Annotated in this window: 19 protein-coding genes; 6 read left to right on the forward strand and 13 right to left on the reverse strand. The window is 44.2% G+C overall.

All coding sequences use genetic code 11. The features are described 5' to 3' along the window. Positions 1-4 precede the first annotated feature (4 nt). From BTO09_RS11350 to BTO09_RS11380, 7 genes are all read right to left on the reverse strand, one after another. Positions 5-859 (reverse strand): DUF4249 family protein, encoded by an 855-nt coding sequence (locus BTO09_RS11350; protein WP_087524889.1) that lies wholly within the window; start codon positions 857-859, stop codon positions 5-7. Position 860: 1 nt separating this feature from the next. Beyond that, complete coding sequence (locus tag BTO09_RS11355; protein ID WP_087524890.1) at positions 861-3,224, reverse strand: TonB-dependent receptor; 2,364 nt, start codon at positions 3,222-3,224, stop codon at positions 861-863. A 71-nt stretch (positions 3,225-3,295) separates the two neighbouring features. Then, positions 3,296-5,521 (reverse strand): NADP-dependent isocitrate dehydrogenase, encoded by a 2,226-nt coding sequence (locus BTO09_RS11360; protein ID WP_087524891.1) that lies wholly within the window; start codon positions 5,519-5,521, stop codon positions 3,296-3,298. A 796-nt stretch (positions 5,522-6,317) separates the two neighbouring features. Further along, a complete protein-coding gene (rplS, locus tag BTO09_RS11365; protein WP_087524892.1) occupies positions 6,318-6,668 on the reverse strand; it encodes a 50S ribosomal protein L19 in 351 nt (116 codons plus the stop codon). A gap of 112 nt (positions 6,669-6,780) precedes the next feature. After that, complete coding sequence (trmD, locus tag BTO09_RS11370; protein WP_087525551.1) at positions 6,781-7,473, reverse strand: tRNA (guanosine(37)-N1)-methyltransferase TrmD; 693 nt, start codon at positions 7,471-7,473, stop codon at positions 6,781-6,783. 2 nt (positions 7,474-7,475) lie between these two features. Beyond that, positions 7,476-7,967, reverse strand: a complete 492-nt coding sequence (locus BTO09_RS11375; RefSeq protein ID WP_087524893.1) for a tetratricopeptide repeat protein — start codon at positions 7,965-7,967, stop codon at positions 7,476-7,478. 40 nt (positions 7,968-8,007) lie between these two features. Continuing rightward, a complete protein-coding gene (locus tag BTO09_RS11380) occupies positions 8,008-8,445 on the reverse strand; it encodes a GNAT family N-acetyltransferase (RefSeq protein WP_087524894.1) in 438 nt (145 codons plus the stop codon). Positions 8,446-8,522: 77 nt separating this feature from the next. Between BTO09_RS11380 and BTO09_RS11385 the strand changes: the two genes are divergently transcribed. Continuing rightward, the gene (locus tag BTO09_RS11385) at positions 8,523-9,935 is read left to right on the forward strand and encodes a Gfo/Idh/MocA family protein (protein WP_087524895.1); all 1,413 of its coding nucleotides are present in this window, start codon (positions 8,523-8,525) and stop codon (positions 9,933-9,935) included. A gap of 51 nt (positions 9,936-9,986) precedes the next feature. Here BTO09_RS11385 and BTO09_RS11390 read toward each other — a convergent pair whose 3' ends face one another. Continuing rightward, entirely contained in the window at positions 9,987-11,435 is a 1,449-nt protein-coding gene (locus BTO09_RS11390) for a glyceraldehyde-3-phosphate dehydrogenase (RefSeq protein WP_087525552.1), read from the reverse strand. Positions 11,436-11,562: 127 nt separating this feature from the next. Then, entirely contained in the window at positions 11,563-12,957 is a 1,395-nt protein-coding gene (locus BTO09_RS11395) for a trypsin-like peptidase domain-containing protein (protein ID WP_087524896.1), read from the reverse strand. A gap of 131 nt (positions 12,958-13,088) precedes the next feature. Here BTO09_RS11395 and dapF point away from each other — a divergent pair, with 131 nt between their 5' ends. From dapF to BTO09_RS11420, 4 genes are all read left to right on the forward strand, one after another. Next, positions 13,089-13,871, forward strand: coding sequence for a diaminopimelate epimerase (dapF, locus tag BTO09_RS11400; protein ID WP_087524897.1), 783 nt, complete (start codon positions 13,089-13,091; stop codon positions 13,869-13,871). Beyond that, positions 13,853-14,389: a GNAT family N-acetyltransferase gene (locus tag BTO09_RS11405; RefSeq protein WP_087524898.1), complete on the forward strand. Its 537-nt coding sequence runs from the start codon at positions 13,853-13,855 to the stop codon at positions 14,387-14,389. Before dapF ends, BTO09_RS11405 begins: the two co-directional genes overlap by 19 nt. Then, a complete protein-coding gene (mltG, locus tag BTO09_RS11410) occupies positions 14,376-15,422 on the forward strand; it encodes an endolytic transglycosylase MltG (RefSeq protein ID WP_087524899.1) in 1,047 nt (348 codons plus the stop codon). The genes BTO09_RS11405 and mltG overlap by 14 nt, the downstream gene beginning before the upstream one ends. Positions 15,423-15,670: 248 nt before the next feature. Next, the gene (locus BTO09_RS11420) at positions 15,671-16,318 is read left to right on the forward strand and encodes a peptidoglycan-binding protein LysM (protein ID WP_087524901.1); all 648 of its coding nucleotides are present in this window, start codon (positions 15,671-15,673) and stop codon (positions 16,316-16,318) included. 20 nt (positions 16,319-16,338) lie between these two features. On the opposite strand, the gene BTO09_RS11425 is transcribed toward BTO09_RS11420, so the two are convergent. From BTO09_RS11425 to dnaA, 4 genes are all read right to left on the reverse strand, one after another. After that, a complete protein-coding gene (locus tag BTO09_RS11425) occupies positions 16,339-17,055 on the reverse strand; it encodes an SAM-dependent methyltransferase (RefSeq protein WP_087524902.1) in 717 nt (238 codons plus the stop codon). A gap of 2 nt (positions 17,056-17,057) precedes the next feature. Next, positions 17,058-18,419 (reverse strand): PQQ-dependent sugar dehydrogenase, encoded by a 1,362-nt coding sequence (locus BTO09_RS11430; RefSeq protein WP_232454956.1) that lies wholly within the window; start codon positions 18,417-18,419, stop codon positions 17,058-17,060. Between the two features lie 70 nt (positions 18,420-18,489). After that, positions 18,490-18,948 (reverse strand): low molecular weight protein-tyrosine-phosphatase, encoded by a 459-nt coding sequence (locus BTO09_RS11435; RefSeq protein ID WP_232454957.1) that lies wholly within the window; start codon positions 18,946-18,948, stop codon positions 18,490-18,492. Between the two features lie 6 nt (positions 18,949-18,954). After that, positions 18,955-20,382 carry a chromosomal replication initiator protein DnaA gene (gene dnaA, locus BTO09_RS11440; protein ID WP_087524904.1) on the reverse strand — a complete coding sequence of 476 codons (1,428 nt, stop codon included), beginning with the start codon at positions 20,380-20,382 and terminating at the stop codon, positions 18,955-18,957. A 212-nt stretch (positions 20,383-20,594) separates the two neighbouring features. Between dnaA and BTO09_RS11445 the strand changes: the two genes are divergently transcribed. Next, positions 20,595-20,993, forward strand: a complete 399-nt coding sequence (locus BTO09_RS11445) for a thioesterase family protein (RefSeq protein WP_087524905.1) — start codon at positions 20,595-20,597, stop codon at positions 20,991-20,993. Positions 20,994-20,995: the final 2 nt, after the last annotated feature.

The raw sequence follows: 20,995 nt of genomic DNA on the forward strand, positions 1-20,995 counted from the left end.
AGGTCTATTTAATAATTACTGTTTGTTTATACTCCTGAACCACAGCAAAGTAGCCCAAAGGAAAATTGGTTTCTAGATTTGCCTCGCTTAAATCGCTTATGGTTTCAATGTCTGAGGCATTCAAAATATTGCCTCGTACCGTGACTGCTGGGGTGTCAAACAGATCAAGTTCGTCTTCGGTTTGTTCCAAAAGTTTTTCCATGTATTGGTAAAAATCGGAAGTGGCTCCTAAAATACTAACGGTAAGAGTAGTGCCAGATTCAAGTTGCTCGTCGTAGAAGAACGAGAACTCAAAGGCTTGACCGTCGTAGAATTGATCGCGGGTTGGTTGAAATTCGTTCAAGTCAAAATCCAACAAATAATAATTATCAACCTCCGCCGGATCGGTAAACCCAATGATCAGTTCGGTTTCATTGTCCTGCGGCCCACCTGGACCTTGCTCTAAAGTATCTATTGGTACAGCATAAGCAAAATCGGTAAAACCGGCGAAAATCTGTCCATTGTAGTCAATAGCGATAAAAAGATCTTCTTGCATGAGTTGCGAGGTGGGGACATCCCTAGCGTATATTCCAGAGCCTGGAGATTCTTCCAAAAGAATAGCTCCGGCCAAGGTGATCTGATCTAAAGTCACAGGTTGAGGTTCATCAAAGAAAGAAGCCGTCTCACTTACCTTTACCCGAACCGGAGTAACGGCCTGGGTAGTGTCTACCCGTATCAGTGCCTCAATGATAAGTCTTGGTTCCTCAGAAGGCACTTCCACCTCAATGACATCTTCACAAGAGGCGATTATTCCCATGCCCGTCAGCAGCAACAAAAATCGCAACTGTAGTCTAAATGAATATGTCTTTGTGAAGAACATTTTAGAATTTAAAATTATAAGTCACAGAAGGTATGATCCCAAAGATCGAGGTGCGAACCGCTTCATTGACCCCAGTATCTTGATTTCGTCTAAAGTTGATAGCTGCCGCATTGCGTCTGTTGTAGAGATTGTAAATGCTAAACACCCATTCTCCTTGCCATCTTCTGCCTGCCTTGGGCTTTGGTTTAAGAGTTGCCGACACATCGATCCTGTGAAAATCAGGTAGGCGTTCTTGATTTCGAAGTCCGTAGTAAGGAATTGTCAAACCTTGAAACTCGAATTGTCCAATAGGATAATTAGTTGGTTGGCCGGTCTGATAGATGAAATTGCTGTTAAAACTCCATTTGTCGTTCAGCTCGTAGTTGGCGTAGAGCGAAATGTCATGACGCTTGTCGTAAGGCGTCGCATACCATTCTCCAGAATTGATCCCGATCTCATTCTCGTTGCGAGGCGGGGTGCGCTGTTCAGACTTAGACCAGGTATAGGCCAGCCAGCCAGTAAGCTTGCCTTCGTTCTTTCTAAAGAGTAATTCTGCTCCATAGGCGCGCGCTTCTCCGTTCAGAATAACTTGTTCTATGGCATCATTGGCAATGAGTTCCGCGCCGTCTATATAATCGATACGGTTTTGAATGTCCTTGTAAAAACCTTCTATTTCTAAGGAGAAATCTCCCTCTTTGATGTTCTTGAAGAACCCTATTGCATACTGATCCAATAGTTGCGGTTCCACAAATGGGCCACTTGGTGTCCACACATCTAACGGAGTAGGAGAGCTGGTATTGGACAATAGGTGAAGATATTGGGCCAATCTGGTATAACTGGCCTTAACAGAAGTGTTGTCATCAAAGACATAGGCCATAGATACCCTAGGCTCAAAGTTCGTAAAACTCGCCAATTGATCGCTGCGAGAAGATTCCACTGTTTCTATTGGCTCTGCTTCTCTATAAATAAGCAAAAGCGGATCGAATTCTACAGGGTTGTTGTCTGCATAGACATTGATCTCATCTTGGCCAAAGCGAACAAAATGACTTAGTCTAAGGCCGTATTGCATGCTGAGCTTTTCTGTGATCTGATGCTGCACATCTGCATAGGCGGCAAATTCGTTGGCGTATTTTTTTATCAGCTGATCTTCAACGATACCGGAATCTGGATTGTTCGGTTTGATCTTTCCAGGGTTAAAGACGTAATAAATGTTGTTGAGTCCGTAATTGATCTGAAACTTATCGTTCAAATAGTGTTTCAAGTCGTATTTAAGGTTGAAGTTCTGAATGCCGGAATCCCATTCGAAGCCAACAAAATCCAGTTCCAATCCGTAGAAATAGTCAGAATAGATCAGCGACAGGTTTGAAAACAATTTGTCCGAAAAGATATGGTTCCATCTAAAATTCACAACCGCATTACCGTAAGTGTTGACAAAGCTTTCGTTGACACTGAACAGATCCCGTCCGAAGTAACCCGAGAGAAAAACATTATTGCGCTCGTTGATCCGATAATTGAGTTTGGTGTTCACATCGTAGAAATAGGCACTGTTCTCCACGTCAAAAAGGGGTAAGAACAAATGGGCATAAGACCCACGACCACCAAATAGGAATGCGCCTCTGTCTTTTTCCAGAGGTCCTTCTAATAACAATCTGCTCGTTACCGCACCGATTCCTCCATTGGCCTTGAATTTCTGGCTGTTTCCTTCTTTCTGGAAGATCTCTAACACAGAAGAAACACGACCCCCGTATCGAGCGGGAATACCACCTTTATAGAGTTTTACATCTTTTATCGCATCCGGATTGAACACAGAAAAGAAACCGAATAAGTGAGAGGAATTAAAGATAGTAGCCTCGTCCAGTAAGATCAAATTCTGATCTACAGCTCCTCCGCGTACATTGAACCCGGAGGCTGCCTCCCCAGCATTGGTCACCCCAGGCAACAGCAGTATAGAACGGATCACATCGGCTTCACCCAAGACTGCCGGAATACTTTTAATGGTCGAAACTTTGACCGTATTGACACTCATTTGGGGCCTGCGCACATCCAAACGATCGCTGTCTGCGGTGATCACCACTTCATCCAAACTTTCCAGGTTCTCTTCTAAACGGTAATCTTTACGCAAATTGCTGGTTAAGGCTATGGACTCCGTAATGTCCTTAAAACCGAGGTAACTGATAAGAAGCTCGTAATTTCCCTCTGGTACAGTAAGGGAATAAAAACCATATTCGTTGGTGGTTGTACCTGTATTGAGCTCTGGGATCAAGATGCTAACGCCAATAAGGCTTTCTCCTGTAGCTTGTTCTAATACAGTTCCGCTGAGGGTGTACTTTTGCTGTGCAAATCCGAGTAGGGGAGCAAGAAGCAAAAGCAGAAGTAGTTTTTTCAATGCTAACTTTTTAATAAAGTTAACAAAAAAGCCCCGCAAGATGCGAGGCTTTTGTAAACTTTAGCATTTTCTTAAATACGTGCTAAAATACCGTTTAAGGTTGTGCTTGGTCGCATTTGTGCGCTAGCAAGAGCCTCGTCTGGGAAGTAGTAGCCGTCTATATCGACAGGACTTCCTTGCGCAGCATTCAGCTCGTCCATGATCTGCCCCTCTGCAGCCGCCATGTCTGCATAGATAGTAGCGAACTTTTCTTTGAGTTCAGCATCTTTGTCTTGCTTGCTCAAGGCCTCTGCCCAATACATAGCCAAATAGAAATGGCTGCCTCGGTTGTCGATCTCGTTGACTTTGCGAGAAGGTCCTTTCTTGTTCTCCAACAATTTTTCGGTAGCCTCGTCTAAGGTTTCCCCCATCAACAAAGCTCTCGGGTTGTTGTAAGTGTTACCCAGGTGTTCCATAGAAACTGCGAGGGCTAAGAATTCTCCTAAGGAATCCCAACGCAGGTGTCCTTCTTCGTTGAATTGTTGTACGTGCTTCGGAGCAGATCCACCAGCTCCAGTTTCAAACAATCCTCCGCCATTCATTAAAGGAACAATGGAGAGCATCTTGGCACTGGTTCCCAATTCTAAAATAGGGAAGAGGTCTGTTAGATAGTCGCGCAGTACGTTTCCGGTCACAGAAATGGTATCCTTTCCTGCTTTTACACGCTCTAGGGTATATTGGGTGGCACCAACTACATCAAGGATCTCAATCTCTAATCCTGAGGTATCGTGATCTTTTAGATAGGTTTGTACCTTTTTGATAAGCTGTGCGTCATGAGCTCGAGTCTCGTCCAACCAGAATACAGCTGGAACCCCTGTGGCTCTTGCACGGCTAACTGCTAGTTTAACCCAATCGCGAACTGGGGCGTCTTTTACCATACACATACGCCAGATGTCACCAGGGTGAACACTGTGTTGCATCAAAGTTTCTCCGTTCTGATCGATCACCTTTACGATTCCGGTATCCTTGATCTCAAAGGTCTTGTCGTGCGATCCGTATTCTTCTGCCTTTTGTGCCATTAATCCGACATTAGGGACTGTTCCCATAGTGGTTGGGTCAAAGGCGCCGTTGGCTTTACAGAAATCTATTGTAGTCTGATACAGCCCGGCATAACTGCTATCTGGAATGATGGCTTTGGTGTCTTGTGTATCACCATTCTTATCCCACAATTGTCCTGAATTTCTGATCATTGCCGGCATAGAAGCATCGATGATCACATCACTTGGTACGTGTAAGTTGGTAATTCCCTTGTCTGAATTTACCATAGAAAGCGATGCTCCGTCATTAAGACATTGCTCAATAGTGGCCTCTACAGCTGCTTTTTGATCTGCTGGGAGTTTATCCAATTTGGCGATCAAATCACCAAATCCGTTATTCTCTTCAAAACCTACTGCCTCTAGAGCGGCTGCGTGCTTTTCGAATAGGTCTGCAAAATACACGCGTACAGCATGACCAAAGATGATAGGGTCAGAGACCTTCATCATGGTCGCTTTCATATGTAGCGAAAGCAAAATATCTTCGTCTTTGGCGGCTTGGATCTCTTTTTTGAGAAACTCCAACAGCGCTGCCTTTTCCATTACTGTAGCGTCTACGATCTCGCCTTCTTGTACAGCAACTCCTGCTTTGAGTACTTTGGTCTCTCCGGATGCAGTTTCTAAAACTATATCCAAAGCTCCAGCTGCTGCCGCAGTTACCGATTGCTCGTTGTGTCTAAAATCGCCAGCATCCATAGTTGCAACATGCGTTCTAGAATCTGCACTCCAAGCACCCATACGATGAGGGTTTTTCTTGGCGTAATTCTTAACAGCCTTGGGAGCACGTCTGTCTGAGTTTCCTTCGCGAAGTACAGGGTTTACTGCGCTTCCTTTGATCTTGTCATAGCGCGCCTTTATTTTAGACTCCTCCTCGTTCTGAGGTTCTTCTGGGTAATTAGGCAAAGCAAATCCTTTACTTTGTAATTCTTTAATGGCTGCTTTTAGCTGAGGTACCGAAGCCGAGATGTTTGGTAACTTGATAATGTTGGCTTCTGGTTTTTTAACTAGCTCGCCCAGTTCGGCCAAAGCGTCGGAGATGCGTTGCTCCTCTGTTAGGTAATCTGGAAAAGTTGCCAGGATACGTCCGGCTAAAGAGATGTCTCTTGTTTCTAGACTTAAACCTGCAGGTCCTGCAAAGGCTTGAATGATTGGAAGTAGGGAATAGGTAGCCAGTGCTGGCGCTTCGTCTGTCTTGGTGTAAATAATCTTAGGCGTGTCAGTCATAATCGTTACTGCAGAAAATTGTTTAGATCGTTTGTTTATTCGGATTGCAAATATACAAAAATCGACCCGTGCTGAATCCTTGCTAAAGTCCTATACGACTGGCTTTTAGAAATTTTGTCAAATTGATAAAATTCAAGGGGCAAAATTGAGGAATTCATAACGCCATAAAAGAACAAAAGCCATATCAGTGCACAAAGTACTTTGATATGGCTTTCTAATGAAGCTCGGCGTTGCCGGTTTTGCCTTGCGGCGCTTATAGCAATTCTGTTAATAAATCGCTCCCGTGCTCGGCTTCATCGAATACGGATCGCTTCAATTCTACCCCGAGGGTTGTCCTTGCTAGGATTCGTATTCAGACGGTTGTTGATTGAGTTCCCACTACCCGTTTCCGGGTGTCTATAGTCAGGTTCCCGTTGCTGGGTTCCCGTCGATCAAACGTTTCACTGTTGCCAGTTAGTCGATCTAATCGATCGGCATTGTTGCCAATGCACATCCTCTAGACTTTCTTCCTTCGTTGCCGAAGTCTCTGCCAAATGGCACTCCCTATTGCTAGGGCTTGGGTCGTCTGAATCTTACCGCTATATAAAGAACGTTACTTTACAGGAAATTACTTTTAGTTTAGTGTTAGCTATCCTCGTTGTAATTTCTTGTTGCTAATATAGAGACCGATTTTATAAATGCAAGAAAATTAGTGTTCTTTATATCAACACTTTACGAACCGTACTTATTAACTTTTGTTAATAAAGAAGGGCGACCCTTGTGGAGTCGCCCTTGAAATAGATAGGTCTGTATGACCTTACATTCTTCTTTCCTTGATACGTGCTTTCTTTCCAGTAAGTTCTCTGAAGTAGTAGATACGTTTTCTACGAACGCTACCTCTACGGTTAACTTCGATCTTCTGAAGAGCTGGCATGTTTACTGGGAAAATTCTTTCTACACCAACAGTTCCAGACATTTTTCTAATGGTAAAGGTCTGAGAAGCACCTGTACCTTTTAGTTGAATAACAACGCCTTTAAAGAACTGGGTACGTGTTTTTTCACCTTCGCGAATTTCGTAGTATGCGGTGATCGTGTCACCAGCGCTGAATTCTGGGAATTCCTTTTTAGTTACGAACTCGTCTTGTACAAATTTGATTAAAGATTCCATAGTGATTATCTAAATCATTAGTTCGGAACAACATTCACGTATCTCGTCAGAGGTTGGGCCGAAATCGGCTGCAAAAATAAGGAATTTATTTATTGATGCAATTTATTATCGTTTAATTTTCATCGGAATTTGGAGCCAAAAGATCTGGTCTTCTGTCTGCTGTACGCTGATGCGCCTGCTCTTCTCGCCACTGATCGATCTTTTTGGTATGACCGCTTAAGAGTATTTCCGGCACCTTCCAACCTTTGTAATCTGCCGGGCGGGTATATACAGGTGGAGCTAGTAGATCGTCTTGAAAAGAGTCTGTAAGGGCGCTGGTCTCGTCGTTAAGAACCCCTGGCAGCAATCTGATGATAGCATCGCTAAGTACGGCAGCACCGAGTTCCCCGCCACTGAGTACATAGTCTCCTATAGAGATCTCCATAGTGATAAACTGGTCCCGCACCCGTTGATCCACTCCTTTATAATGTCCGCAGAGCATCATTAAATTCTTTTTTAAGGACAAATTATTGGCTATGCCTTGATTAAGGCGCTGCCCGTCTGGAGTGAGGTAGATGATCTCGTCGTAGTCGCGTTCTGCTTTTAGTTTAGAGATACACTTGTCTATGGGTTCTATCATCATAACCATTCCGGCTCCTCCGCCAAATTGATAATCGTCAATTTGTTTGTATTTGTTAGAGGCGTAATCTCGAAGATTGTGAAAATGTACCTCTACTAGGCCTTTCTCCGTAGCTCGTTTAAGTATAGAGGCTTCGAACGGACTTTTAATGAGTTCCGGCAATACGGTTATGATATCGATGCGCATCATTACAGATCGAGTTTCATTTTACAGCGTTCAATGGAATTCTTGGTCCTGTTGAGCACATCGTTAGAAAGTGTCAACTGCGCGGCCATCTTGTAATGATCTATGGCCTTGGTGATCTCGCCTTGTTGTTCGTACATGATCCCGTACTCATTATATATGGTCGCCTTAGTGATCCCGGGAATGGTAAGGGCTGTGTCGAGCAGTTCTTTCAATGCGTCGAATTTACCCAGAGTTGACAGGCAAACAGCATAATTGTAATAGACACTCGGATATAATGGACTTTTCTCTAAGGCTAGTTTGTATAGGGTTTCTCCCTTATCGTAGTCTTTGAACTTCACTTCGTACAGATAGCCCAGATGATTGTAGGCTTTGCCAAAATCTGGATCGATATCGATAATCTTCTCCAGTTTATTGGATGCCGCTTCATACTGCCCGTTCTTTATATCCAGATTGGCCTGGTCGAGCATTTCCTCCAGTTTTGTCAAATGGTCCATATCCTACCAATTTTGGGGTAAAAGTACAACAATCCCAGCATTAAACCTCCCAGAAATAGTGAAGTGCAGGGTCTTTGGTCCAGCCGTTTCTTTCGTAGAGATATTGCGCCGGATTGTCCGCTCCGGTTTCCAAGACCAAACCTCTGGCGTTTTCTTGACGCGCGTGCTGCTTGGCCCGCTCTAAGAGTGCAGTGCCTACTTGTTTTCCTCTGGCATCGGGAGTGACAAAAAGATCGTTAAGTACAAAAACTCGTTTCATGGCAACCGAAGAAAAACTTGGATAGAGTTGCGTAAAGCCAAGAGCATTATCGCTATCGTCCAAGGCCATAAATATGACACTGTCTTTTTTATTGAAGCGCTCTTGTAAAAACGCCCTAGCTGCATCCAGATCTGCTTCTTGCTTGTAAAACACCCGATATGCATTGAATAAGGGAGTCAAAGCTTGGAGATGTTCCTGGGTGGCTCTTAAGGTGGTCATAGTGTTCAAATTGAATTCCAATTTAGAGAAACCATTTGGAATTTATACCTTTAGTGAAACACTAATTCCAACCAAATATGAAGCGCAGAACATTTATCAAGCAGACCGCAGCGGCTTCCGCAGCATTTACCATAGTCCCGAGTTTTGTACTGGGAAAAACCCATGTGCCACCTAGCGATACTTTATATCTGGCAGGGATAGGTGTAGGCGGTCGTGGTGGTGGCGTAGTTCGCGAATTGGCTGCTACTGGCAAGGTGAAGTTCGTGGCGCTCTGCGATGTGGACGACAACCGCGCGGCAGCTAGTTTCGAGGCGCATCCCAATGCCAAGCGTTATCGCGATTATAGAAAGTTATACGACGCTCACCTCAGTGAGATAGATGGCATCATGGTTGGTACACCAGACCATACGCATGCTTGTATTGCGTTGCCTTTTATGAAGGCCAAGAAACACGCTTATGTTGAAAAGCCACTTACACACAACATTCGTGAAGCTCGAATGATGGCAGAGGTAGCGGCTCAGCAAGGAATTGTTACCCAGATGGGGAACCAAGGAGCTTCTGGCGATGGAATTCGGTTGGCCCAAGAGATCATAGATGCAGGCCTTATCGGACAGGTACAAAAAGTGGACTGTTGGACCAACAGACCCGTATGGCCGCAAGGCTTCAAACGCTTTTCAGAATCCCAGCCTATTCCGGAGACCTTTGACTGGGATCTATGGTTGGGCCCAGCTGCCATGCGTCCGTATAATGAAGGCTACCATCCTTTTAAATGGCGTGGTTTCTGGGACTTTGGAACTGGCGCCATGGGTGATATGGGCTGTCATATTATGGAGACTCCTTTTAAAACCTTAGGACTCAGGTTTCCTTATGAGGCCGAAGCTAGTTGTACTACGGTGTGGATAGACGATTTTGTCGAAGCCGATTATCCCGCGGCTTGCCCGCCCTCTTCTGTGGTGCGTTTGCGATTTAAAACAGATAAACACGGCGACATTGGACTCAATTGGTACGATGGAGGAATCATGCCTGACCTCCCAACTGAACTGGGTGATGGCGAATTACCTGGAGACACCGGAGGTGGAAGTATATTTCACGGAACTGAGGGGATCATGGTCACTGGTACCTATTCTGCCAATCCGAGATTATTGCCTGCTGAGCGTATGTCCGATTTTACTCCTCCGCCGCAAACCATTAAGCGTGTAACCGCTGGTCATGCCGGAGAGTGGGTAGAGGCCTGCTTAAACGGTGGTGAGACCTCTTCTCCTTTTTCTTACGGAGGGCCATTAACAGAAGCAGTGCTTATGGGGAACCTCGCTATAAAAGCTTTCCAATACAAACAGTTAAAAGAAGGAAAAAAGGTGGGCGACTGGGCTCCTTATAATTATCCGGGGCGTAAGACCATCTTATGGGATGGCGATGCCATGAAGGTGACCAATTACGATAAGGCAAACGACTGGGTCCGCAGAAACTACCGCGAAGGCTTTGAAGTATAAAACCCCAACCGCGAACGGTCAGGGTTTTAATATTAAGGAAGAATTACAATACTAGTAGTAGGTGAATCGTCTCACCTTGGCAATATATTTTGCCAGGCGAATCACCTGATGGCTGTAGCCGTATTCATTATCATACCACACATATATAATAGCATTGTCACCGTTTTTGTTTACGATGGTAGCGTTGCTGTCATAAATGGATGGGGCAGAGGAGCCAACGATATCAGAAGATACCAACTCGTTGTTTAGAGAGTATTTGATCTGTTCTACCAAAGCTCCTTCTAAGGCTGCCTTTCTTAAGATCTTATTCAGCTTGGCAGCGGTGGTCTTTTTCTCCAGTGTGAGGTTTAAGATAGCCAATGAACCGTTGGGTACCGGAACGCGGATCGCATTGGAGGTCAATTTTCCTTCAAAAGAAGGTAGTGCTTTAGAAACAGCGCTTCCAGCACCGGTTTCTGTGATCACCATGTTCAAAGCTGCTGCACGCCCACGACGGTATTTCTTGTGCATATTGTCTACCAGATTCTGGTCGTTCGTGTATGCGTGGATGGTCTCTAAATGGCCGTGTTTAACTCCTAAGCTGTCTTCTATAACCTTAAGCACAGGTGTAATGGCATTGGTAGTACAGCTTGCTGCGGAGAAGATATCTACTTTATCGGGATCGTTGTCCAAGTGATTCACTCCGTGAACTATGTTTGGAATTCCTTTGCCAGGTGCGGTAAGCAATACCTTAGAAGCTCCTTTGGCAGTCAAGTGACGCTGTAGGGCCTTATCGTCTCTAAAGGCGCCAGTGTTGTCCATCACCAATGCATCTTTTATTCCGTAAGCTGTATAGTCTATCTCTTCTGGGCCGTTGGCAGAGATCATGTGAACTGTGGTCCCGTTTATTACAAGAGCATTGTTCGCTTCGTCAATCTGTACCGTTCCAGGAAAATCTCCGTGAACGGAGTCGTATTGTAAAAGTGAAGCGCGTTTTTCAAGTACTGTTCTGTCTACAGCACCTCGGGTAACGATGGCGCGCAAGCGAAGTTGTGAACCGTCGCCGGTACGACTCATAAGAATTCGAGCCAGGAGTCTACCAATACGTCCAAAACCGTAAAGAACAACATCTTTAGGTTCTATACTGTGTCCGTTCTTGGCATCTTTTAGTTTGTTGTGCACAAAGGCGGGCGCATTTCTTGTAGTACCGTCTTCCATATGGTACTCGTAGGTAAGTTTTCCGATATCGAGCTTGGCTGCAGGCAAGTTCATGTTTTTGATCGCCTGAGCGATCTCTACAGAATCGAAAATCGAGATAGGTTTGCCAACAAAGGCACCTGCGTATTCGTGCAGTCGCAAGATCTCACTCACACTTTGATCGATCAAGGGATTGCGAAACAGAACCAATTCAATGTTCTTGTCGTACCAAAGATCACTTACAATCTTAATGAATTCAACAGTTGCCTTACGGCGATCTGTTTGGAAGGACAGCTCCTTTTCATAGGTGGCTTCGAAACTCATAAATGAGGGTTTAAAATTTTGGGCAAAAGTACCCATTTCAAACGTTTTAGTAAAAGATTTGCACAAAAAATAAAAGCCCCTTCTACAGCAAGTAAAAGGGGCTTGAATTTAAGGGTGATTTTATCGCCTATCGGATGATGAATTTGTTTACTTCACCACTGCGATCTACCATGGTAAGACTAAAGGGTTGACTATTGTCTTTAGCCTCGATGATGCGGCGAACATCTTCTATATCTTTAACAGGCTCATCGTTTATCTTGGTGATGATCACATCATCCCAATCGAATTTCCCCATATCTCGGGTAAGTACGCGATTCACAGAAACTCCATAACTGGTATTGAATTCTCTGAGTTTCTTTTTGGTAGTATTTTTGACTTCTAGACCGAGGTCTTCTATCTGATAGGTCTCTAATTTTACCAGGGTTACCGGTACTGTCTCTGTATCTCCGTCGCGAATTATGGTCACATTTACAATGTCATTTGGGCGTTTTGAGCCTACATACCCTACTAGGTCTGTGAATTTATTTATGCTGATCCCGTCGATCTCTTTAATGATGTCACCTTGTTGAATTCCTCCAAGATCCGCACCAGAACCAACTTCTACAGTGCTAACATAAACACCTTCTGTTTCAGAAACATCAGGTAATTTTTTTGCCGCATCAGCAACATCTAACCCACGAATCCCTAAGATTCCTCGCTGAACAAAACCAAATTCCAAGATATCTTCAATAACTTTCTTGGCGTTGTTGGAGGGTACAGCAAAGGAATATCCTACATAGGAACCCGTCTGAGAAGTGATCGCTGTATTGATCCCAATCAACTCACCGCGAACATTGACCAATGCTCCCCCGCTATTCCCTCGATTCACCGCAGCATCCGTTTGGATAAAAGATTGGGTGTTCGATCCGAATTGATTCAGATCTCTGGACTTAGCACTTACAATTCCTGCAGTCACTGTGGATGTTAGGTTGAACGGGTTGCCAACGGCCAATACCCATTCGCCAACCTTAACTTCATTGGAGTCTCCAAAAGCCAAGTAGGGTAAGTTATCTTCCGTTTGGATCTTAATCAGTGCAATGTCGGTATTTGGGTCTGTCCCAATAAGTTCTGCAGGATAGGCGCGATTGTCATTAAGGGTTACTTCCAGCTCTGAGGCATTCTCAATAACATGATTGTTGGTCACTATATAACCATCCGCAGAAATGATCACACCACTTCCGGTTCCAACCATTTCTCGGGCCGCTCCGCCGCCGTAAAAGAATTCCATAATGTTAGTAGGGCCTTTACTAATGGTCGTGTTCTTAACGTGTACCACTGCATTTACGGAGGTTTCTGCAGCTTGCGTAAAATCAAAGGCGAGCGCAGGATTGCTCGGATTTGTAAAGGAGGTATTCACAAATGGTACCTCTTGTTGTGTTTGGGTCAGCACAACTTGTTTTTCGTCTTCCAATAATTTGTATCCGCCCAACGTTACCATACCGGCAAGTAGAGCGACGGCAAATAGGGTTAGGTTTTTCTTCATCTTTCCTCTTTTTAATCTTTGGATTAACAACTTAAAATTAGTCGAAATATTTGCTCTAAGTTTACGGTTTAACGCCTTTTAACACTAGTTAACGTAACCTTAGAACTTCCGATTTTCTATCTTTGTTTTCCATGACAGTGAACTTTGTAAAATACCAAGGCACCGGAAACGACTTTATCTTGATAGATCATCGACATCCATTTTTCAACAAAGAGGATGCCGAACTGATTTCCAGGCTTTGTGACCGTCGTTTTGGCATAGGTGCAGACGGTCTTATCCTGCTAGAGACGCATCCGGAGGTAGATTTTGAGATGGTTTACTTTAATGCTGATGGCAGACCAAGTAGTATGTGTGGTAATGGCGGTCGATGCACTGTGCATTTCGCCAAACAACTAGGAATTATAGGGTCTAAGACCCGTTTTATGGCTGTAGATGGCATACACGAAGCTAGCATAGAAAACAATTGGGTAGCCCTGCATATGGGCGATGTGCGTCAAATTGACACTTTAACGGGGGCCTATTTCTTAGATACCGGTTCGCCGCATCACGTGCAGCTATGCGATGCGGTTGACGCTGTGGATGTTCCCTACCAAGGCGCAAAGATTCGTTATGGAACTTATGGACAGGCAGGTGCTAATGTCAACTTTGTAAACCAAGAGGCTAGCGACAGCTTTAAAGTGAGAACCTACGAACGTGGGGTGGAAGATGAGACCTTATCTTGTGGTACCGGAGTTACGGCCGTTGCTTTGGCCATGCATCATGCAGGATATACCGCTTCCAACACGGTTCAGATAGAAACTCCAGGTGGCCGATTACAGATATCGTTCACTAAACAAGAGGAAGGCTATACCAATGTGGTGTTGGCGGGCCCGGCAACAGCAGTATTTACAGGACAATGGGAATCAAACTCTTAACGGATAAGGTAATGCTAAGGGCCTTGGAGCCCGAAGACCTTGACTTTCTGTACAAGGTTGAGAACAATACTGGTATTTGGGAGGTGTCTAACACCTTAGTACCATATTCTCGTTTTGTACTTAAGCAATATTTGGAGCAAGCGCATTTAGACATACATACCGCAAAGCATTTGCGCTTGGTCATCTGTGAACCTAATAATCATAACGCCATTGGTTTTGTGGATCTTTTTGAGTTCGATCCGAAGAATAAACGGGTAGGAGTAGGGATCTTGGTCTACGAGCCTCAAGATCGTAGAAAAGGTTTTGCCAGAGCGGCTTTAGAACTTTTACTTCCCTATTGCTTTGAACAGCTAGGGATGCATCAAGTATACGCCAATATTGGCGCACAAAATGCAGCAAGTATTAAACTTTTTGAATCTCTTGGCTTTAGTTTAAGCGGAACTAAACGCGATTGGTTGTGGAGCAGTACAGGCTACACAGACGAATTAATTTATCAGATCATCAATGAAGAATCTTAAGAAGGTTATTTTTTGGGTAGTTATTGTGGGTGCTGTAGTTGGTGCTTTCTTTACCTATTATGTATATCAAACCATTTTTGCCGACAATACGGCTTTCAATAATGAGGAGGCTCATATTTATATAGAGAGTACAGCCGGATTTGATGAGGTTAAAGCAGACCTGGAACCCTTGCTTAAAGATATAGATGCCTTTGAGACCGTGGCGCGTAAGAAGGCCTATGCGAGTAATATCAAGGCGGGTCATTATGTGATCAAGAAGGGAATGAGCAACAACGACATCATCAATACCCTAAGGGTCAACAATGTGCCGGTAACCATTCGTTTTAACAATCAGGAACGCTTAGAGGACCTGGCCGGTCGTTTGGCAGCGCAAGTAGAGGTAGACAGCACGGCCTTGATCGCAGCTATGCGGGATCCTCGCTTTTTAGCCGATAAAGGATTCAACCAGGCAAATGCCCTGAGTATGTACTTGCCGAATAGTTATCAGGTGTATTGGAACACTTCTCCGGAAGGACTACGAGAAAAGATGTGGAAGGAGTATCAGAACTTTTGGAATCAGGAGCGCAAGGCCAAGGCAGCTCAAATGGGATATACGCCCTTGCAGATCACTGCACTGGCGGCAATTGTTCAAAAGGAAACTGCTAAAGCAGACGAGCGCCCGCGCGTGGCTGGAGTTTATGTAAACCGACTTAAAAAGGGTATGCCGCTGCAAGCTGATCCAACAGTGATCTATGCAAAGAAATTGGTCGAGAACGATTTTGACCAGACCATAAAACGTGTGCTTTACCGCGATCTGGATATCGATTCGAAATTCAATACCTATAAATACGCTGGGATTCCGCCTGGACCAATCGCCATGCCCGATATTAGTACCATCGACGCAGTGTTGAATTACGAAAAGCACAATTACCTTTATTTTGTGGTCGATGTGACCAACTTTGGCTATCATAAATTCGCCTCTTCTTTAAGTCAGCACAATCGGAATAAGGCCGAATATGTCAAATGGATCAACGCTCAGGGGATCAATCGCTAATTTTTATCAATTTCTCAAACAATCTTCCCTAAAGCTGACGTGTTGATAAGCAGTTAGCAAGTTTTTTACCGCATTTGCAGCACGCAAACGTTTTCGCTCTACATTTAATAAACTGAAGTATATCAGCGAGTTAGGGGTTTTTCCTGTGTTTAAGACAAGCTTAACAGAAAAAATTTGCAGGTTCTGTAGGATGTCGTAATTTTGCCCGCTGAAAATGTAAAACCTCGGTTTTGCAAATTCCAAACAATATGATACGTAGTTTAATACGAATCTTAGTACTTCCAATGGTGATCCTAATCATCACGGTTGGATTCAAAGTTCGCGAGGATGCTACAGATCTTTCTGAGTATAAGGTGACCGATAACCAAGTGTGTTTTACGGTCCCTACCCTTGAAGAACAACGCTCTTTTGAATATGAAATGTTCAATCCGTTTTTGGGGTATTCCTACCTTGGATTTAGAGAAGCACTAGCTTTTAAGGAATCTCAAGGAAAATACCGTGTAGTGAACGAGTTCGGGTATATGGGTAAATATCAATTTGGTAGATCTACCTTGAAAATGATCGGGGTTTATGATGCCAGTGATTATTTATACGACCCAGTGCTTCAAGAAGAAGCCTTTGAAGCTTACACGGCCAGAAATAAATGGGTACTGCGTAGAGATATCAACAGATATGTTGGGCGTACCATTAACGGAGTGAAGGTCACGGAATCGGGAATTTTAGCTGCCGCACACCTGGCAGGTCCCGGAAACGTAAAAAAATACTTGAGAAGTGGAGGCGCTGTTGGTTTTAATGACGCTTTTGGAACTTCGATAAGATATTATATGCGCAAGTTTGGTGGTTATGACACCTCTGTGGTGATCGCAGATAAATTTGCGAAAGTAGAACGCATATAGTGTAAGTTAAGTTTAGTTGGTTAGTTATTTTGAATGATGAATAAGGTGGGTCTTTTATGTAGGTCCACCTTATTTTTTTGCCAGTCTGCCACATTTAGCGTTTTGATGTATTCCGTAGCCAAGCTAATATCCGCAGCAATACAAACCCTTGTGTCTGGCTGAAGCGTGCTCAATAGGGCTTCCAATAGCTGCTGATTCCGATAAGGCGTTTCAATGAACAATTGCGCCTGCTCATTGGCTCTTGACTCTCTTTCAAGCTGCTTGATGGTCTGCTTGCGTTCTCGTTTATCTATGGGTAGGTAACCGTGAAAGGCAAATTTTTGTCCGTTCATACCACTAGCCATCATGGCCAGTAATATAGAAGAAGGCCCCACTAGCGGCACCACTTGAATATCCATTTCATGAGCCAAGGCTACAACAGCCGCGCCCGGATCTGCTATACCAGGGCAACCTGCATCAGAAATAATACCCACATCAAAACCTTCTAGACAAGGGTCTAAAAAGCTTTTGATCTCTCCGGGATCCGTGAATTTGTTCAGCTGAACTAGTCTTAGGTCGGGTTGTGATTTACTTGGAGCGATGAGTTGAATGGAGCGTCTTGCACTTTTTTCGTGTTCGACGATATAGTGGTCTATTTCTTCAACAGCCTTACGAACAGTAAGTGGAAGGACTTCTAGAGGATTAGATTCCCCCAAGGTCGTAGGTATCAGATAGAGCTTTCCCTTGGGGGTATCCATATTTATAGTACGATTTTTAAGGTTTGAACTCCGCCGCTAACTGTGGTGAGCTGCGCGATGTATAGCCCACTGGCGTAAGCTGATTTGGAAACACTGAGTTCTTGGGTATCCAAATTGTCAAGATCCAAAACTTTTGCACCATTGATGGTAAACAAGGCAATACTTTGCAAGCTGTTACCTGTAGATTTAAAGATCAATTGGTCTGTAGTCTGATCCACATACCAGGTGAAGGCATTCGCAGCTACTTGCTCCTCTACATCCAAAAGGAGATCTACGATGCGGTAAATACCACCGCCTAGAGATACAGCATAAAGTTCATTATTAACATCCTCTCCAAAACTGGACCAAGGTTGTGTGGTGTCTAACACCCAAGTCAGGTTATCGCTGCTATCTACAGTACCGATCTCTCCTGTACAAATGTCTGCAAAGAAATAGAGTCCGTCTAGTGAGGCGTATTCGGTTCCGCGATATACGTAACCACCTGTAATGGAACAGCGGCCACTACCGTGGGTGTATTCGGCCACCGGAAACTCGTAATTATCAGCAGAGGCACAACCGGAAGTGTTGAAAGGTGCGTTACCTTCATAACAGCGCCAACCGTAGTTGATCGGGGCGGCTGTTGAGCTTACTCGGTTAATTTCTTCTCGACTGCCTTGTCCTACATCGGCGATCCACAGATCTCCTGTACTAGCATCAAAACTGAACCTCCACGGGTTTCTCAGTCCGGGCGCCCAGATCTCGTCTAAGGCAGCACTATCGCTTACATAAGGATTGTCAGCAGGGATATAAGGTGCAGGAGCGTCTACATCCAAACGCAAAAGCTTGCCTAAAAGGGTTCCGAGATTCTGAGAACGGTTTCCTGGGTCGCCAGCGCTACCGCCATCTCCGGAGGCAATGTAAAGCATCCCATCGGGTCCAAACTGTAAGCAACCCCCATTGTGGTTGGTAAAGGGTTGTTCAAAGGCCAACATTTGCAATTCCGACCCAGGGTCTGCAACGTCCGGATCACTGCTCACAGAAAATCTTGAGATCTGGGTGTCGTTAGACAGGTCGGTATAATAGACATAGAAAAAGCCATTCGTGGCGTAGTCTGGGTGGAAAGCTAGTCCGAGTAGGCCGCGTTCGCCACCAGAATTAACTATTGGGTCGATGTTTAAAAAAGGTGTTGGATTGATAGTCCCGTCCGGATTTAAAATTCGAATTACGCCGCCTTGTTCAACAACGAACAAGCGTTCATCGCCGGCGTTTTGTAAGTCAACCGGGCTGTTAAAGCCACTGGCAAAAAGTTCAACATCAATGTCTTGAGCCTGTGCTGAGAAGCCAAAAAACAAGGCAAGAGCACAGAAATAGGTAGTCATTTTCATAGCGTAGGTGTTTTTGATTTTTGCTAAAATTAGCGAAAAAAACTCAGCAGTTCAAAGAGTACTACTTGCGCTAAAGACGCTCCTTTAAGATTTCACATGCCTGATCGAGCATGTCGTATACTTTGGCAAAGCCATCGTTTCCGCCGTAATAAGGGTCGGGGACATCGACATTCTCTCCCGGGAATAGTGTATCCAAGATCAGCGAAACTTTTTGCTTGTCGTGTTCGGTTCGCGCCAGTTTAAGCACATCCCGATGATTGGAATTATCCATAACGAAGATATGGTCGAACCTATCAAAATCAGTCGCTTTAAATTGGCGTCCACGTTGCCCGGTAATATCCAAGCCCATTTCTTTCGCAATTGCTACAGATCTTGGGTCTGGAGGGTCTCCAACATGCCATCCGCCGGTCCCGGCAGAGTCAACCTCGTAATTGTTACGCCCAAAGAGTTTTGCACGCATAATGCCTTCTGCCAAAGGGCTTCGGCAGATATTTCCCAAACAGACCATAAGAATTCTGGTCTTTTCCATAAGGAATTAGAGGGTGAGTTTTTTGTTGAGGTCTTCCACGTATTTGCGGAACTGTTTGTCTGTGGCAGAAAGGTTATCCACAGTTTTACAAGCGTGCAATACCGTCGCGTGGTCGCGTTTTCCGATCTGCGAACCAATACTTGCCAAACTTGCCTTGGTAAACTTCTTGGCAAAGAACATGGCTAGCTGACGCGCTTGTACAATATGACGTTTTCTAGTTTTAGACTGAAGCGTCTCTACATCCATCTGGAAATAATCGCTCACTACTTTTTGGATGTAGTCTATAGAAACTTCGCGTTTGGTGTGTTTCACGTAGTTGTCTACGATCTTCTTGGCCAAGTCTATAGTGATCTCACGCTTATTGAAAGAGGAATGTGCGATCAAAGAGATAATGGCACCTTCCAGTTCGCGAATATTGGTCTTGATATTATTAGCCAAGAACTCCACAATCTCTTCTGGCATGTCTACACCATCTCTAAACAATTTGTTTTTGATGATGGCTATACGCGTGTCGAAGTTCGGATGCTGAAGCTCCGCAGAAAGTCCCCACTTGAATCGCGACAACAAACGCTGTTCAATATCGATCATATCTACAGGGGCCTTGTCTGAAGTAAGGATAACCTGCTTGCCGTTTTGATGTAAGTGATTGAAAATGTGGAAGAAAACATCCTGAGTTCCTGCTTTACCAGACAATAATTGAATGTCGTCTACGATGAGTACATCAATGATTTGGTAAAAATGAATGAAGTCGTTTCTGTTGTTCTTCTTTACAGATTCTATATACTGCTGCGTGAATTTCTCTGCAGAAATGTACAGTACTGTTTTTTCTGGATACTTGTCTTTGATCTCAACTCCAATAGCGTGCACCAAGTGCGTTTTTCCTAGGCCTACACCACCAAAGATGAGTAGTGGGTTAAAGGAAGTGCCACCAGGTTTGTTGGCTACAGCCATACCAGCGGAACGCGCTAGGCGGTTCGAATCACCTTCTAAGAAATTCTCGAAGTTGTAACTCGGGTTGAGCTGAGACTCGATCTTTACGTTGCGGATCCCAGGTATAACGAAGGGGTTCTTAAGCTCAGGGCTTTTGTTCTTAATAGGAACATCCACTTCTTGGCTTTTAACCGTGGTGCGTTGTGTACTGGGGATTTTCTCCGTGAAAGGTTGTTTGTTGCCGTAAGTGTTCTCCATCTTGATCACATAGACCAATTTGGCTTCGGCACCTAATTCTTTGGTCAAAGCAACTTTAAGGAGCTTGACATAATGCTCTTCTAACCACTCGTAGAAAAACTTACTTGGAACTTGAATACTAAGAGCATTATCGGTGAGCTTAACTGCTTGGATAGGTTCGAACCAAGTTTTGTAGGCTTGGGTAGTGATGTTATCCTTAATAAAGGACAGACAATGGTTCCAAACAGATTCAGCCGTTCTGCTCATAATTCGATTAAAAAGTGTTGTTTTTGAGTTGTTAGTTGCTGTAGAAAAAAATAGGGAATAGTGACTTCCCTAACAATTCCTTAACAGTGCAAATATGTGAACAAAAAAATGAAAAAAAAAATGGAAGCGGTATTGGATTTTAAGTTTTTTTTTGTGATACTTCCATAGCTTGTAAGATACGTAAATTTTCCCACTTATTTAAAACCAATACTTTGTTAGCACACACTATCGATTTTAGAGTGCGTTACGGTGAGACCGATCAGATGGGTGTGGTCTATCACGGCGCGTATCCCGCGTATTTCGAGATGGGACGAACAGAATGGCTCCGAAATTTGGGTGTGACCTACCGCTGGATGGAAGAGCACGATGTGATGTTGCCAGTTGTAGATTTGGCTATCCGATATAAGCAGCCGGCAAAATATGACGACAGACTTTTGCTAACCACCGAGTTACGGGAAAACCCCAGCTACAAAATCACCTTTGATTACGTGCTAAAAAACGAGTCCGAAGAGGTACTTGCAACTGCAACTACAACCTTAGTTTTTAAATCTATGGTTAACAATAAATTAATACGGGTACCAGATTATATCACTGACCGTTTGAAGTCCTAATC

Source organism: Gilvibacter sp. SZ-19 (assembly GCF_002163875.1).
In the GTDB taxonomy this organism is placed as follows: Bacteria; Bacteroidota; Bacteroidia; order Flavobacteriales; family Flavobacteriaceae; genus Gilvibacter.

Excerpts from the sequence above, each read along its gene's own strand:
- BTO09_RS11350 (WP_087524889.1), bottom strand. The coding sequence starts at position 859 with ATGTTCTTCACAAAGACATATTCATTTAGACTACAGTTGCGATTTTTG.
- BTO09_RS11360 (WP_087524891.1), bottom strand. The coding sequence starts at position 5,521 with ATGACTGACACGCCTAAGATTATTTACACCAAGACAGACGAAGCGCCA.
- rplS (WP_087524892.1), bottom strand. The coding sequence starts at position 6,668 with ATGGAATCTTTAATCAAATTTGTACAAGACGAGTTCGTAACTAAAAAG.
- trmD (WP_087525551.1), bottom strand. The coding sequence starts at position 7,473 with ATGCGCATCGATATCATAACCGTATTGCCGGAACTCATTAAAAGTCCG.
- BTO09_RS11375 (WP_087524893.1), bottom strand. The coding sequence starts at position 7,967 with ATGGACCATTTGACAAAACTGGAGGAAATGCTCGACCAGGCCAATCTG.
- BTO09_RS11380 (WP_087524894.1), bottom strand. The coding sequence starts at position 8,445 with ATGACCACCTTAAGAGCCACCCAGGAACATCTCCAAGCTTTGACTCCC.
- BTO09_RS11385 (WP_087524895.1), top strand. The coding sequence starts at position 8,523 with ATGAAGCGCAGAACATTTATCAAGCAGACCGCAGCGGCTTCCGCAGCA.
- BTO09_RS11390 (WP_087525552.1), bottom strand. The coding sequence starts at position 11,435 with ATGAGTTTCGAAGCCACCTATGAAAAGGAGCTGTCCTTCCAAACAGAT.
- BTO09_RS11395 (WP_087524896.1), bottom strand. The coding sequence starts at position 12,957 with ATGAAGAAAAACCTAACCCTATTTGCCGTCGCTCTACTTGCCGGTATG.
- dapF (WP_087524897.1), top strand. The coding sequence starts at position 13,089 with ATGACAGTGAACTTTGTAAAATACCAAGGCACCGGAAACGACTTTATC.
- BTO09_RS11405 (WP_087524898.1), top strand. The coding sequence starts at position 13,853 with ATGGGAATCAAACTCTTAACGGATAAGGTAATGCTAAGGGCCTTGGAG.
- mltG (WP_087524899.1), top strand. The coding sequence starts at position 14,376 with ATGAAGAATCTTAAGAAGGTTATTTTTTGGGTAGTTATTGTGGGTGCT.
- BTO09_RS11420 (WP_087524901.1), top strand. The coding sequence starts at position 15,671 with ATGATACGTAGTTTAATACGAATCTTAGTACTTCCAATGGTGATCCTA.
- BTO09_RS11425 (WP_087524902.1), bottom strand. The coding sequence starts at position 17,055 with ATGGATACCCCCAAGGGAAAGCTCTATCTGATACCTACGACCTTGGGG.
- BTO09_RS11430 (WP_232454956.1), bottom strand. The coding sequence starts at position 18,419 with ATGAAAATGACTACCTATTTCTGTGCTCTTGCCTTGTTTTTTGGCTTC.
- BTO09_RS11435 (WP_232454957.1), bottom strand. The coding sequence starts at position 18,948 with ATGGAAAAGACCAGAATTCTTATGGTCTGTTTGGGAAATATCTGCCGA.
- dnaA (WP_087524904.1), bottom strand. The coding sequence starts at position 20,382 with ATGAGCAGAACGGCTGAATCTGTTTGGAACCATTGTCTGTCCTTTATT.